This window comes from Methylotuvimicrobium sp. KM2, assembly GCF_038051925.1.
Lineage (GTDB): Bacteria > Pseudomonadota > Gammaproteobacteria > Methylococcales > Methylomonadaceae > Methylotuvimicrobium.
Genome location: NZ_CP150634.1, coordinates 2,118,077 through 2,131,240 on the forward strand (window position 1 = coordinate 2,118,077; position 13,164 = coordinate 2,131,240).

Consider the following 13,164-nt stretch of genomic DNA (forward strand, 5'->3'; position numbering starts at 1 on the left):
GTTGCCGTTAATACGTCCATGTAAGCTCTATGCCAGCTCCATGCTGGCAAAGCCTTAATCGAGCACCCCGAGGCCTCCTCCGGAACTGCCGAAATTTCAAGTGCGAAAGTTATAGAGCAATGCAGGAGCAATTGCCGAGGGGCAAAAATCTGCCCCGCCGCCGACACTCGCCAATCGAGCAACCGAACCCTCTGTAAAATAGGCAATATATTTTTCCCGTATCTTTAGCGCGTTCAAGGTCCTTCATTTTTAATATTAATCTCCAAAGCTGCTAGCCCGACTCTTACTATCGAGCGTAGTGGGAGACGGTTTGCTTTTGTTATCCGGCAGCGGGCGAGCGACATTACATCGAGTCTTTAGCAGAGAAGCCGGTTTCGCATAGTGAGAAGCAAACCCAGCTTATTCCCTATCAAAATCCAACGGACTTTTGGCTTGCTTTAACGTCCTGCTTTGAACGGTGTGGGTATAAATCATCGTGGTTCTCACGTCGCTGTGCCCCAGCAGCTCCTGAATCGTGCGAATGTCGTAATTCGCCTCCAATAAATGACTGGCGAAAGAATGCCGGAAAGTGTGAGCTGTCGCCCGCTTGGTGATTTTGGCGTCATGCACCGCGCGTTTGATCGCCTTTTGCACGATGGACTCATGAAGATGATAGCGTTTGTATTCTTCTGTTTCCGTGACGAGCGTTAATGACGGTTGCGGAAAAAACCACTGCCAGATGAATTCCTTGGCGGCGTTTTTATATTTATGACTCAATTGGTTCGGCAAGAACACGCCGGCAAAATTGGCTTTCAGATCGGCTTCGTGTAAATCCGCGATTTTCCGCAACTGTTTGTTCAATGCCGGTATCAATGTTTGCGGCAACGGAACCGTTCGGTCCTTTTGGCCTTTGCCGTCATGGACGGTCAACATGCCGGCATCGAAATTGAAACACTGGACACGCAGATTCAAGCACTCGAAAAGCCGCAGTCCGCAACCGTATAACAGTTTGGCGACGAGATCGACCGGATCGTCGAGATGATCGAAAATCAACTCGACCTCTTCGCGGGACAAGACCACCGGAATATAAGGCTTGCGTTTGGCTCTCGCGACGCCTTTGATCTCGCCGAAATCCTTGTTCAAAACGTGTTGAAACAAAAACAGCAACGCATTGAATGCCTGATTTTGAGTCGAAGCGGACACTTTCTTATCGACGGCAAGATCGCTCAAAAACGCCACCACATCCTGTTGCGTCAAATTCCGGTAATCTTTACTTTGGGTAAACGCTTGCAAACGGCGCGCCCAACCGCGATAGGATTTCAAAGTCTTCGGCGAATAATGGCGCAATTGGATTTCACGGGTCAGCTCGTCAAACACAAAAACCCAACTGCATCCGGTTTGATTTTCAGCAACCGTATTTTGTTGGGTTTTATCGGGGGCGGCGTAATGCCGCGAGTGTTCATAAGGCGGTGATCGATTATGCGGGGGATTCGGTTCTGGCGAGCTCTTTTGATGCGAAACCTCCGAAATGGGCGGAGCCTGTATCGGCAAGATTTGGACTGCATGGCTTGGCAGTTCCGCGTCTTCGGCATTGGCGGTTTCTTTTAATTGGTAAAACAACACAATAGCCTGGCGAGCTTGCTCTCGTTGTTGAACCGATTGGCCTTTTTGGTCGAGTTTGTCGAGAAAAAACGGCAAGCTGGAGCGATGAAAAGGATCATGATGATATTTGTGACAAAAATCCCAATAGAAACGAAACCATTTTCGATAACAGTGTTTGAGATTTTCAGGGTACTGTTTCTGATCCAATAGCGTATTGAACTGACGAGACAAAGTATCGGGAAGACTAAGCATCGTATTTATCCAAATCTCGTTATCATGCATGAAATGTATGATATCCCGTTTGGAATTACAAGGGATTCAGTAAAAATTGACTCAAAATATATTTTGGTGTACAAGATGTGCGGATCTAGATAATAACTTGTTATGCTTCAAATGGAGAAGCCTGTGAAAATTATTCTTGTTAGACATGGCGAGCCTGATCTTCCGTTTTGGAGGAACGTGAAAGCCAGCGAATTCCAGCAATGGATTAAATTCTATAACTCTGCGGGAATAAAAAAAGAAAACCTGCCACCCAAAGAAGTATGTGAGGTTGTTTCTGATTGCTCTACCGTTGTATGTAGCGATCTACCAAGATCGATTGAGTCAGCAAAAGCGTTGGGAGTTACGACGGTTAATTACATAGACCCCATATTTAGGGAAATGGGTTTGCCTTATGTAGACTGGAATTTTCCAAAGCTCTCGCCAACCATCTGGGCCACACTGTTCAGGCTGCTTTGGTTTGCGGGTTTTTCCCGCAATAGCGAGTCCTTAAAATCCGGCAAACTTAGGGCAACCGGCGCCGCCGAAAAGCTTAAAGATTTTGCCCATGAGCATGGCTCAGTAACTTTTGTTGGTCATGGCATGATTAACCGTTTTCTTGCAAACGAGTTATTGTCCAGCGGGTGGCGAGGGCCACTAAATCCGGGCAAGAGATATTGGGAGTTTGGCGTATATGAGTACATCAATGCATAACATGGCGCTCAAGCCGACCCGCTTCATCGGGTCAGAGGGAGCCGCAGCTCCCGTCTGCCCACAGAACCGTGCGTACGGGTCCGTACACGGCTCCTCACGTAAGACGAATCCATTGAGAAACCTCAAACCAATGCGCTAATTGGCGGTCGGATCGTATTTCCTGTCCCATCAGGTTGATAAACCAACTGTTCGGGTAGGCTCTCGTCACCGCTCGGGTTGCCGAAAGGGCCCACCGTTTCTTGTTGGAAAAGACCGTCTGGGCGGCTTGCTTTCGCGGTACGCCCCGTTTGACCAGGTTTCGATACAGATGCTGTTTCCGCTTCTGCTGACTCACCAGCCTCGCTCGTAATCGTCGCCGGATATGGGCTTCGATTTTCCTCAGTTGAGACGGGTATTGGGTCAAACTGTAGTAGTTGGCCCAGCCCACGTACCACTGATTAAGGTCGGCCAGGGTATGATTCAGCGTCTGAGGGGTGCCACGCGGCGTGAGTTCCTTGACTTTACTCATGGCCGTTTGCAGGGCTTTATGCGCAATCGCTATCGTCCCATCGACCACGGTAAAGCCCAAGAACTTTACCGCATCGGATTTAGCCACTTGGCTTTTCTCCCGATTCACCTTCAGTTTCAGCTTGTTTTCGATGAATTGGCTGACTTTGTCCATCACCCGTTCGGCCGCTTTCTGCGAGCTAACGAAGATGTTACAGTCATCGGCAAACCGGCAAAATGCCAGTCCGCGTTTTTCCAATTCCTGGTCCAGTTCGTCCAGAACGATATTGCTCAGCAAGGGACTTAACGGGCCACCTTGCATCGCGCCTTCCTTGTTCGGGTTGACGACGCCGTTGATCATCACGCCGCTGCGCAGCATCATGCCCACCAGGCGCAAGATGCGTTTGTCAGCGATCCGCAGCCCCATCCGGGAAATCAAGCGGTCATGGTGGATTCGATCGAAGAACTTCGATAAGTCGATATCCACCACGTAGGGCTTGCCACTGTTGACGATTGCCTGAGCCGCTTGCACCGCTTGGTGTTGACTACAGCCCGGTCTGAAACCGTAACTGTGCGGCGAAAAATGCGGATCAAAGATCGGTTCCAGCAACATTTTCAAGGTCGTCTGTACCACACGATCCCGTACCGTCGGTATGCCGAGCAGCCGAACTCCCTTGCCGCCCGGCTTGGGAATTTCGACCCGCCGAACCGGCGAGGGTTGGTAAGTCCAATCCTGCAATTCCTGTTGCAGGCGGCTTAGCTCTTCGTCTAAACGGGCTTCAAAGTCGGCTATCGTGACCCCATCAATGCCGGGTTTGCCTTTGTTCTTCTTCACCTGTTCAAATCCCGCACTCAAATACAACGTTGAGCACAGGTGGTCGAAGAGTCTTGGTTCCTCAATCAATCGGTCATGTTCGTTCATTTCACTTTTTTTTTCTCTCTTGCAATGGCCTTTCTTCAATCTCGCGCAATCGATTCGTTCACTGTTTACGACGCAAATAGTCGATTGCTCCTGTCAGGCTGATCTCAGACCCTCAGTTTATAATCAACGGCCATGGCCGCTTACGTGTTCCACCCTTCACCTCCAACTTCCTGTCACTGGTTCGATGTTTTTCCCTCAGCTATGTCACCATAACTTCATCGGCATCGAACTTTACGATTACTACGGCTTCATCTGCAGACCCTCGGTTCATCACGTCAGCATTACTGCTGCGCTTAGGGCTTAAGGTGTCGCAGTTACACCGACCCGAAGCCGACGGCCCTTCACTGGGTAAGATAGTCAACTTTATCTCGGTCCACCTACCTTCAATACACCAGCAAGTTACGGTGAGAATATCGGACTTCGGTGGGCGCGGGCACCTCATCCTCTTGCTGCCGCCTTACGAAGGTTCACTCTCGTTTAGGTGACCGATTCGGCTAGAGCTTCTTTCAGATTCCGCATTGGCTCCCGATAACCGTGCTTCCCTGTTGGGTAGCTACCGGGCGTTTCTTTGGACACCCTTGCTTTCGCCTACTTCTTCCCTTCTCACAGGGCAAAGGCTTGACTTTCACCAGCTAGCTGACTACCATGCCAGTCACACCGCTACGCTCCAGCGGTCGGCTTAGCTCTACGTTAGGCATTACTCGTTCCGTCAAGAAATTATATGTAAGAGACAATAATGAACAGAAAAGCAAAATGTTCGTGTGGGAAAGTACAAATAGAGCTTGCAGGTGATCCAAAGATGGTGATTACGTGCAGTTGTTTAAACTGTCAAAAACGAACGGGCTCGGTATTTGGAGTTGGGGCGTACTTTGGTAACGACCAAATAGTATCAAAACAAGGCGACCCAAAGTTGTTCGTTGATACGAGCGATGATGGGAGAAAACTCTACCGTTCGTTTTGCCCTAATTGCGGTTCTACCGTTCATTGGGAAGCTGAGTTCATGCCAAACGCAGTTGGTGTGGCTGTTGGGTGTTTTGAAGATCCGAAGTTCCCAGAGCCAGTTGCGGCAGCATGGAATAGATCGAAACATGATTGGGTTAATTTTCCTGAAAGCTGGCCAAAATCAGATACACAGGGGTTTAAGAAAAATGCCTAACAAGGCAAATTCACTCGGACAAATTTCCGCAATGCATATTTTGTGCTTTTAATAGCACAAAATATCCATTGCTCCAATTTGCCGGTGATTTGCGGCGTTAGAGCGCAAACACGAAAAGGAGTAGGAATGCCAAGTGTCTTAATTGAAGTACGGCGGCAATATACGCAAGAGGAAGAAGTTGCTCTCATGGAGGCTGTTCACATGGCTTTGCGTGAGGCATTCAAAATCGTGCCCGGTGACAAAAACGTTCGCCTCATCGTGCATGAACCTCACCGCTTCGCGTATCCGCCTGCTCGTGAAAAACCGGATTTTTATACGCACATCAGTATTGATGCGTTTGCTGGTCGTTCACTTGATGCAAAGCGAAATCTGTACAAGGCAATCGTGAATAACCTTGAGCCATTTGGCATCCCCAAAGATCATGTAAAAATTCTTCTCAGAGAAATCGCGAAAGAAAATTGGGGCATTCGTGGTGGGCAAGCGGGCTGTGATGTTGAGCTTGGCTTCAAGGTCGAGGTGTAATTTGCGCTCTAACCCTGCGCTCAAGCGGGACGCGCCTTCGGCGCGCCCCTTAGCTTCACGTTAGGCGGTAATTGAAGCCAGAGATCATCATCAACTAGGAGAACAATCCAATGAATACTTTCAATGTCGACGACACCGCGATCATCCTGATAGACCACCAGGTCGGGACAAATACATGGGCAAGCACCACTCCATTACAACTACTTCAGCGAAATGTCACCATTCTTGCGAAATTTGCTAAAGGTACAAAAATACCTGTAGTCCTAACCTCAAGCCAAGAAACCAACATCGACGCCCAAGGACCACTAATGCCTGAGCTACAGGAAATTCTCCCTGAAGCATTCTCTGCTCGCATCAAACGAGAGGGTGTGGTTAATGCTTGGGATGATACTTCCTTTGCTAATGCCTGCCGGAATACAGGAAGGCGTAATTTTGTCATGGCTGGTGTAACAACTGACGTGTGTATGGTTGGTCCTGCAATCAGCGCACTCAGTGAGGGATTTAACATTAAAGTTGTATGTGATGCGTGCGGTTCAACGAATCAAATTGCCGAGGAAATGGCTTGGCGCAGGATGGAACAAGCAGGCGTGCACCTCACAAGCACCAACGCCATTGTTGCGGAACTCGTAAAAAATTGGGCTTCACCAGCAGGCGCTGTAGCGTTTCCCCTATTGACCGTCTAACAAGTCGCCCAAAGGTGCTCGCGTTGCTCGCTGGACTCGCCGCTGCGCGGCTGGACAGCTTCAGTCGGCGCATGCTTCGCATTTTACGCACCGCCTTGCGCTGCCCCTTACCTCGGCGTTAGACGAAAAATCTCAGGTCATTATTATGTATGGCGGTGTATTAGAATTTTGGTTTGAAAAAATTGATCAAAAAATGTGGTGGGCCGCTGATTCAAATTTTGATAATCAGATAAGAGATAGATTTTTCAATCTTGTTATTCAAGCATCTCAAGGTGAACTATACACATGGCGCAAAGAGCCCAAAGGACGACTTGCTGAGATTATTTTATTAGACCAATTTACAAGAAACATATTTCGAAACTCACCAAAAGCCTTTCACTATGACCAACTAGCATTAGTTTTAGCTCAAGAAGCTGTTGAAGCTAAAGCACCAAGCGTATTAACAAAGACTGAATGTGGGTTTCTATTACTACCATTCATGCATAGTGAATCCAAAATAATTCACAACATTGCAGAAACGCTTTATCAAAAATATGCTACTTCATACAATTATGAATACGAGCTTAAACACAAGGCAATCATAGATCGTTTTGGCCGATACCCGCACAGAAATGCTATTTTGGGTCGGGAATCTAGCTTAGATGAAATCGAATTTTTAAAACAACCAGGGTCGAGCTTTTGACAATACGGCACAACAATCGCCTAACAAGTCGCTCAAAGGCGCTCGCAAAGCTCGCTGGACTCGCCGCTGCGCGGCTCGCCCTTTAGCTTGTCGTTAAATGCCCATGAAGTATGTGACCACTGTAGAAGATAAGATTGGGCTGATTCGAGAGCGCTTTGCTTTTTTGGTGGGGAAAGAAATACTCGGATGTGAATTAGCGCAGCTGTGGATTGAAGAGGACAAGGAATGGTCGGATTGGATGGACCTGCCTCTTTTTCTTTGTATTGGCGATTCTGCTTTATCTATTTCTTGGCAAAAGTTTGACGAATTAGCAATAGAAAATGAGCGTGTGCTGCCCTTTACACTTTGCGGCTCAACCGTTCGCTGGCTGTGCGAAAGCATTGGGGCTTTAGATAATATAGTGGGTCGTAAAATCGTTTCCGTTTCACTTGGCCGAGGTGAGATGTCCATCGGTGAGAAAGAGCTAGAAATCTGGTCCAGGTTGTTAATCGAGTTGACGGGGGGAATTATCCTGGAGGTATTCAATGCATTGGATGAAAATGGCATTGAGGTTCATACAGTGCCGATTGCCGGTGAAACCCTCAAATGCATTTAACCAGCAAATCAAGCCGACCGTTTTACGCTGACGCTCCAAACGGCGGCTTATTCTGGCGTTAGCCGTACAAAACTAAACAGATCAGGAATCCATGAAGAAATTCTTTAATACGAAATTAGGAAGTATCTATCATGCAGACTCGTTGGCGTATATGCCTACGCTGCGAGACGGCGAAGTTAATCTAATAATGACATCTCCGCCATTTGGTCTCGTGAGAAAGAAGGACTACGGCAATGCAGATGCACATGAATATTTAGATTGGTTCCGCCCTTTTGCAGAACAGTTTCATAGAATCCTTCGAGAAGACGGGTCACTTGTAATAGATATTGGTGGCGCGTGGATACCCGGGCAACCAACCAGATCGCTATATCATTACGAGCTAATGATTATGCTTTGTCGCGAGTATGAATTTCACCTGGCGCAAGATTTTTTCTGGTGGAACCCATCTAAATTACCCACTCCTGCCGAATGGGTGAATATTAGGCGAATCAGGGTCAAAGACGCCATAAATTGCGTATGGTGGCTATCAAAGACACCGTGGCCGAAAGCAAGTAATCGTAGGATTTTGGTTCCTTATAGTGAGTCTATGAAGGGATTGCTAAAGAATGGGTACAAAGCCCAGATGCGCCCGAGTGGACACGATATTAGCGATAAATTTTCCAAAGATAATGGCGCTTCAATTCCACCAAATTTGATTGCAATTGCCAATACTGAAAGCAACTCCGCATATCTGACCAAATGCAAGGAAAATGGAATTAAGCCGCACCCGGCAAGATTCCCTGTTGACTTACCCGAATATTTTATACGTATGTTGTCAGACAAAGGTGATTTTGTATTCGACCCATTTGGTGGATCTTGTGTTACGGGGGAGGCGGCAGAAAGGCTCAAGCGAAAATGGGTTTGCGTTGAGTTAGAGAAGGAATACATTGAGGGCGGAAGGTTGCGATTCCCGGTTAAGTCGTTAGAAAGAAAAATTCCTACATACAACCTTTCTCATCCCGGTGCATTATGGAATGGCGTTGATGATGAAGAGCCATTGCCAGTTGACGGAGGAAAGGCGCGTCCCGCCAAACCAAGCACAAAGGAAGAAAAAGATGCCAGCCGTTAGCCCTAAACTGATTGTCAACGAACTAATTGACGCGATTCAGCAATCTGGCGGTGTGGCTGCTTATGTCTCTGAGACGGTTAGAACACACCCTCGCAAGTTTATTGTTAGCTTTTTAGGAAATACGTACAGTCTTTGGGTTTATATGTGGACACTCACCCACGGCGGACGGGTTTCATTGCCCGATGAGTACAGAATACAAATGACATCCGTATCTTCACCATTACAGAAGAACCCAAGCGGATTGACTGTACTCATGGGCTATCACCCAGATTTGAAGATGTTTGCAGGCTTTGATCTAAAGAAACACAGCACATTTACTGCTGGCTCACCTTCAGTCCAAATAGGTATTTCTGCGATACATTCGGCGTTACAAAATGGTCTCTCATTCGTCACTAAAGATAATGACGAAATAGCAATTGGAGTGAGGCCAGATCAGTTTCTAACTTATTGCCTGAACGCCGAGCCGTTGCATCTATACGGCGCTGAGAGCAATCTTACAAAATTGCTAACAAAGGCTGTCGAGTTACAAGAGATCCCTGAGCAGGATGTTTCATCACTTACGGCAAAAAGAAAACTTATTGTGGAAAATGTCAGTAGGTACTCGCGTGACGCAAACTTCAGGAAAATTGTATTAAGCGCCTATGACAACAGGTGTGCAGTTACAAGATTCCAATTGCGCCTTGTGGATGCTGCTCACATTCTACCTGTGCCTTCAGGAGATAGTAGCGATCATGTTACAAATGGGATGTCTCTATCTCCGACTTTTCATAGAGCATACGACAATTGCTTGATTTATCTCGATGAAAACTATGTGATGAGGCTGAATGCGGAAAAGGCAGATGAGCTAAAACAACACAAACTGGATGGTGGGATTAAAGAGTTTAAGTCTTTCTTGGACAAAAAGATTCATCTACCTCTTGATGTTAATCAGCGGCCAAGAATCGAATACATAAGAATGGCAAACAAGCACCGTCGAATACCGGGATATGTATAAAACGGCTAACAAGGCGCTGCACCGGACGGCAATTCCGCTGCGCTCCATTGCCGCCGGTGAGCTTGGTCGTTAAATTCTCAAGGAGTAAGCATGAAACATTGGTCTTTTATGTTGGCATTTCTTTTCTTTAGCGCTGCGGCGCAGGCCAGTATTGAGAAGGAAATCGCTAAATGTGCGGTTAAATCCGGTGATCTAGAGCGTTTGTCTTGTTACGACAATTTGGCAAAACAGCAGGGATTGGCAGGCCCACAGGATGAACCGACGAACATATCAGGAAAGGGAAATTGGCAGGTATCAGTAAAGACTAACCCCGTTGATGACTCCAAGACCGTGGTTCTGGCGCTTAGAGCAGATAGTGGTAAATCTAAATGGGGAAAGCCCGTTACCCTGATAACCCGATGCAAGAGCAACACAACAGAGCTCTACATAAATTGGAACGATTACCTTGGTAGAAACGCAGAAGTCCTCACTCGGATTGGGTCCCAAGATGCAGTCACGAAAGACTGGGGCTTATCAACCGACAGTCAGGCAACGTTCCATCCTAGAGGTACAATTGGCTTCATCAAAAACATGATGGAGGCAGATAAGCTGGTTGCGCAAATCACGCCCTACAATGAGAGCCCGGTTACCGCCATCTTTGACACGTCAGGATTGGAAAACGCAATTAAGCCACTACGTGAGACCTGCAACTGGTGACTGGAACAAATTTAACCAGTGCAGGCACGGCGACGCCCACTACATTGCGCCTTCGGCTCCACTCCGTGGGCGCGCATGCTGCAAGCGTTATGTGTACAAAGATTCCACCTCGGAGATAGTGAATGGAAGATGATTTTGAAGTCGAGATGAGCCCCCTTTGCCAGGAACTGACGGCTGACGAGAAAACGGTCAGAGTAGACATCTACCGTGGTGACACTGGCGGCTGGATTCTCGAAGTGGTGGATGAGTTCGGTAACTCAACCGTATGGGATGACGAATTCGATACTGATGCGGCAGCCCTGGACGAGGCCAAAGCGACTATCAGGGACGAAGGCATTGATTCTCTAATTGGCATCGACTCGTGAACCCCGGTGAATCAATCACATAACCAAACGGTCAACCGGACGCCAAAAGCGTGCCGCTTTTGGTACCCTCCGCTGCGCTCCGGCGCCGGTTACCTCAGCGTTCCCGGCGGCTTCGCCGCCGGGAATCGCGGCGCTCACTTCGTTCGGTCTTGTCCCGTCGCCTTGCGCCGGAACAAGGCGCTTCACCAGACGGACCGGCCGTCAAGCATACAGCTTGCCGCCCGCTCCGCTGGTGAGCGCCGCGATTATGCAATAAAATAAATGGAGAAGTAAATGTCAAAATATTGGGTTGTTGGTGCTTCATGGGGTGGTGTTGAGCATCAAGACAAGAAATTTATTGAGCAAGGTATTTGGATGCTTGGCTGGGAAGAAGATGATCAACCTGCTCAGTATAAAAAAGCATCAGAAATGAAAGCTGGTGACAGAATTGCAATCAAACGCATGAAAGGCGGAGGTCAAACTGGCATTAAAATATTTCACCTTGGCATCATCAAGGGTGTAATCCTAGAAGCAAATAAAGTCATTTGCACTGTTGACTGGGTTGCCACCGACCTAAACAGAAATATTGAAGAAAGTCGTGGTTGCTTTAAATCAATACATGGGCCATTTGAGCATGATGAATGGGTCGAAAAAGTATTTTGTCTGTGACAACAAGTTTGCATAACATGGCGCTCAAAGGGACGTGCCGCCTCATGGCGGTTTTGAAGTTTTGTAATTTATCAAGCTTTGGGGCTTCGTTTAGCGTCCGTGAGCGGCACGCCCCTTAGCTCTACGTTAGAACCCATCGGAGGCACTTATGCAGAAGAATGAAGTAATCAGTATCGTTTTGAGCAAGCACCGACCCATCTGGCAGCGCGTGTTGATTTGGCTCGCCCTGGCCTTTCTTTTGCTCAACACGCTCGGCGTGGCGCTATTCTTCGTATCGCCGATCATCAATATCAACATCGGAACGCTGCTTCGGCTTGCTCTGGTCGGCGCAGTGGTGGCTGTAACGCTGTGGAAGTGGCACGGCCTGAACGTGTTGCGCACATGGCGCAATCCGGCAACAGCCAGCTTCATGCGCCGTGACGATCCTGCAACTGGTGGCTATCTTTTCGATGTGCAACCTGCGCGCGCGGCCCGCATGCCGGCACTGCTGTTGTTCGCGGTGGGGGTGTTCCTGCTTCTGAACGCGCTGTTGGTGGGGGCAAAATCAACCGGCGGATTTGTAGGGCTATATATGGTCGCTCTCGTGTTCATCGGCGTGGGCTGTTCCTTCGTGCTGCCCGGCGCGCGCGATAGAAAACCCGCCCAAGTGTCGGTATCTTCGCATGGCATTCAGAGCAGTGACATCGATATTCCGTTAAAAGCTGTGGCAGATTTGCGTGTCGCACAGGGTGGTCTGGTCGTCGATCCCGATGCTCTCATGCCGGGACCCAACGGCGTGCCGATTGCCTCGATAGCCGGACGCCATATGGGGCGGCGACAGGCAAAACGCGGCTTTACGGTCGTGATCCGTGCAGATGGCGAGAGCAAAGTCAGCGTTCTTGCGGGCGGGCTGACAGAGGATTGCGCGACGGCTTTGGTCGCCGATATCCAAAAGGCCATGGATGAGGTCGCGCAATCTTCAGCAGCGTAAGGGAGAGCGATAATGTTGAAGCATGTCATGTTGTTTCTGGGGGTGACGACATTAGTGGCATGCTCGCCCTCAGCGGACGAGGTATCCGGTGAACGAGCGGGGCTGGCGCACGACTCTACCATCCTGGCATGGGCCCGCGAGCAGCATGGAGATCCCGTTCACGCGCAAACTTTCTATGGCGATTTCACGGGGGACGGCCTTGACGACGCGTTGGCTTGGATACTTTATCCCAGCGGCGGCAACAGCGAGTTTCTGGATGTGGCGCTGTTTCGCAACGAAGACGGACATATGGCCCATTATCGAAGCATTGATAACGTCTTTGGTGGTAACCCGCGCGATGTTGTGTTCGAACAGGGCCGAATCACATTCACTACGACAATGCCAAAGCCGGGCGACCCACGCTGCTGCCCAACCGGGTCACGTAATTGGGCGATCGATACGAAATGATAGCGGCCAAACTTTCTCGCAAGCAGGCTCTAACAAAAGCTTCAACACGGACTGGCTTTTCCGCTGGCGCTCCAAAGCCGGCCGGTTAAGCTTAGCGTTAAATCACAAAATCGCATAGAGGCAACAAATGACGTTGAGATATATTCCGAGGACAAGGAAATCGCAGCAATATGCTCTGATTATTGGGCTTTGAGCGATGGTGGACAGTTTCTACTAGCTACGGTAGCCGACATAACGAATAGGTACGGCATTAATTCGGCTCTTCCGTATTTCCCGTGGTAGCCACAACATATAGTATGCCAGAGGACCGCAACGGGAGCCTCCTGTAAAATACCGG

The 13,164-nt window shown here is 48.7% G+C and carries 16 protein-coding genes; 13 read left to right on the top strand and 3 right to left on the bottom strand.

The genetic code is table 11. From position 1 onward, the window contains the following. Window positions 1-399: 399 nt before the first annotated feature. The gene (locus WJM45_RS08985) at window positions 400-1,833 is read right to left on the bottom strand and encodes an integron integrase (protein WP_341328610.1); all 1,434 of its coding nucleotides are present in this window, start codon (window positions 1,831-1,833) and stop codon (window positions 400-402) included. Window positions 1,834-1,986: 153 nt separating this feature from the next. On the opposite strand from WJM45_RS08985, the gene WJM45_RS08990 reads away from it, so the two are divergent. Then, window positions 1,987-2,553 carry a histidine phosphatase family protein gene (locus tag WJM45_RS08990; RefSeq protein ID WP_005372891.1) on the top strand — a complete coding sequence of 189 codons (567 nt, stop codon included), beginning with the start codon at window positions 1,987-1,989 and terminating at the stop codon, window positions 2,551-2,553. Between the two features lie 94 nt (window positions 2,554-2,647). Here WJM45_RS08990 and ltrA read toward each other — a convergent pair whose 3' ends face one another. Continuing rightward, a complete protein-coding gene (gene ltrA, locus WJM45_RS08995) occupies window positions 2,648-3,961 on the bottom strand; it encodes a group II intron reverse transcriptase/maturase (RefSeq protein WP_341328611.1) in 1,314 nt (437 codons plus the stop codon). Window positions 3,962-4,697: 736 nt separating this feature from the next. Here ltrA and WJM45_RS09000 point away from each other — a divergent pair. The 9 genes from WJM45_RS09000 (at window position 4,698) to WJM45_RS09040 (ending at window position 10,762) form a co-directional block, all read left to right on the top strand. Continuing rightward, window positions 4,698-5,117 (top strand): GFA family protein, encoded by a 420-nt coding sequence (locus WJM45_RS09000; RefSeq protein ID WP_077730999.1) that lies wholly within the window; start codon window positions 4,698-4,700, stop codon window positions 5,115-5,117. A 126-nt stretch (window positions 5,118-5,243) separates the two neighbouring features. Then, window positions 5,244-5,639, top strand: coding sequence for a tautomerase family protein (locus tag WJM45_RS09005; protein ID WP_162078388.1), 396 nt, complete (start codon window positions 5,244-5,246; stop codon window positions 5,637-5,639). A 110-nt stretch (window positions 5,640-5,749) separates the two neighbouring features. After that, complete coding sequence (locus tag WJM45_RS09010; protein WP_341328612.1) at window positions 5,750-6,322, top strand: isochorismatase family protein; 573 nt, start codon at window positions 5,750-5,752, stop codon at window positions 6,320-6,322. A 145-nt stretch (window positions 6,323-6,467) separates the two neighbouring features. After that, window positions 6,468-7,004: a DUF924 family protein gene (locus WJM45_RS09015; RefSeq protein ID WP_341328613.1), complete on the top strand. Its 537-nt coding sequence runs from the start codon at window positions 6,468-6,470 to the stop codon at window positions 7,002-7,004. Between the two features lie 112 nt (window positions 7,005-7,116). Further along, entirely contained in the window at window positions 7,117-7,599 is a 483-nt protein-coding gene (locus tag WJM45_RS09020) for a hypothetical protein (protein WP_341328614.1), read from the top strand. A gap of 91 nt (window positions 7,600-7,690) precedes the next feature. Further along, entirely contained in the window at window positions 7,691-8,707 is a 1,017-nt protein-coding gene (locus WJM45_RS09025) for a site-specific DNA-methyltransferase (RefSeq protein WP_341328615.1), read from the top strand. Beyond that, window positions 8,694-9,701, top strand: coding sequence for an HNH endonuclease (locus tag WJM45_RS09030; RefSeq protein ID WP_341328616.1), 1,008 nt, complete (start codon window positions 8,694-8,696; stop codon window positions 9,699-9,701). Before WJM45_RS09025 ends, WJM45_RS09030 begins: the two co-directional genes overlap by 14 nt. A 90-nt stretch (window positions 9,702-9,791) precedes the next feature. Further along, a complete protein-coding gene (locus WJM45_RS09035; protein WP_341328617.1) occupies window positions 9,792-10,397 on the top strand; it encodes a type VI secretion system-associated protein TagO in 606 nt (201 codons plus the stop codon). Window positions 10,398-10,519: 122 nt separating this feature from the next. Beyond that, complete coding sequence (locus tag WJM45_RS09040; RefSeq protein WP_341328618.1) at window positions 10,520-10,762, top strand: hypothetical protein; 243 nt, start codon at window positions 10,520-10,522, stop codon at window positions 10,760-10,762. A 15-nt stretch (window positions 10,763-10,777) separates the two neighbouring features. Here the strand turns inward: WJM45_RS09040 and WJM45_RS09045 are convergent, their stop codons facing one another. Next, on the bottom strand, window positions 10,778-10,948 hold the full coding sequence (locus WJM45_RS09045; RefSeq protein ID WP_341328619.1) for a hypothetical protein: 171 nt from the start codon (window positions 10,946-10,948) through the stop codon (window positions 10,778-10,780). An 87-nt stretch (window positions 10,949-11,035) separates the two neighbouring features. Here WJM45_RS09045 and WJM45_RS09050 point away from each other — a divergent pair, with 87 nt between their 5' ends. The 3 genes from WJM45_RS09050 (at window position 11,036) to WJM45_RS09060 (ending at window position 12,827) form a co-directional block, all read left to right on the top strand. Beyond that, on the top strand, window positions 11,036-11,410 hold the full coding sequence (locus WJM45_RS09050; RefSeq protein WP_014819756.1) for a hypothetical protein: 375 nt from the start codon (window positions 11,036-11,038) through the stop codon (window positions 11,408-11,410). A 148-nt stretch (window positions 11,411-11,558) separates the two neighbouring features. Continuing rightward, entirely contained in the window at window positions 11,559-12,380 is an 822-nt protein-coding gene (locus WJM45_RS09055) for a hypothetical protein (protein ID WP_341328620.1), read from the top strand. 12 nt (window positions 12,381-12,392) lie between these two features. Beyond that, entirely contained in the window at window positions 12,393-12,827 is a 435-nt protein-coding gene (locus WJM45_RS09060; RefSeq protein ID WP_341328621.1) for a hypothetical protein, read from the top strand. The last annotated feature ends 337 nt before the right edge of the window (window positions 12,828-13,164 follow it).

Bases quoted from the DNA above. Each gene is read 5' to 3' on its own strand.
- WJM45_RS09010 (WP_341328612.1), top strand. From the start codon at position 5,750: ATGAATACTTTCAATGTCGACGACACCGCGATCATCCTGATAGACCAC.
- WJM45_RS09025 (WP_341328615.1), top strand. From the start codon at position 7,691: ATGAAGAAATTCTTTAATACGAAATTAGGAAGTATCTATCATGCAGAC.
- WJM45_RS09055 (WP_341328620.1), top strand. From the start codon at position 11,559: ATGCAGAAGAATGAAGTAATCAGTATCGTTTTGAGCAAGCACCGACCC.
- WJM45_RS08985 (WP_341328610.1), bottom strand. From the start codon at position 1,833: ATGCTTAGTCTTCCCGATACTTTGTCTCGTCAGTTCAATACGCTATTG.
- WJM45_RS09005 (WP_162078388.1), top strand. From the start codon at position 5,244: ATGCCAAGTGTCTTAATTGAAGTACGGCGGCAATATACGCAAGAGGAA.
- WJM45_RS09030 (WP_341328616.1), top strand. From the start codon at position 8,694: ATGCCAGCCGTTAGCCCTAAACTGATTGTCAACGAACTAATTGACGCG.
- WJM45_RS09000 (WP_077730999.1), top strand. From the start codon at position 4,698: ATGAACAGAAAAGCAAAATGTTCGTGTGGGAAAGTACAAATAGAGCTT.
- WJM45_RS09050 (WP_014819756.1), top strand. From the start codon at position 11,036: ATGTCAAAATATTGGGTTGTTGGTGCTTCATGGGGTGGTGTTGAGCAT.
- WJM45_RS09035 (WP_341328617.1), top strand. From the start codon at position 9,792: ATGAAACATTGGTCTTTTATGTTGGCATTTCTTTTCTTTAGCGCTGCG.
- ltrA (WP_341328611.1), bottom strand. From the start codon at position 3,961: ATGAACGAACATGACCGATTGATTGAGGAACCAAGACTCTTCGACCAC.
- WJM45_RS09040 (WP_341328618.1), top strand. From the start codon at position 10,520: ATGGAAGATGATTTTGAAGTCGAGATGAGCCCCCTTTGCCAGGAACTG.
- WJM45_RS09060 (WP_341328621.1), top strand. From the start codon at position 12,393: ATGTTGAAGCATGTCATGTTGTTTCTGGGGGTGACGACATTAGTGGCA.
- WJM45_RS09015 (WP_341328613.1), top strand. From the start codon at position 6,468: ATGTATGGCGGTGTATTAGAATTTTGGTTTGAAAAAATTGATCAAAAA.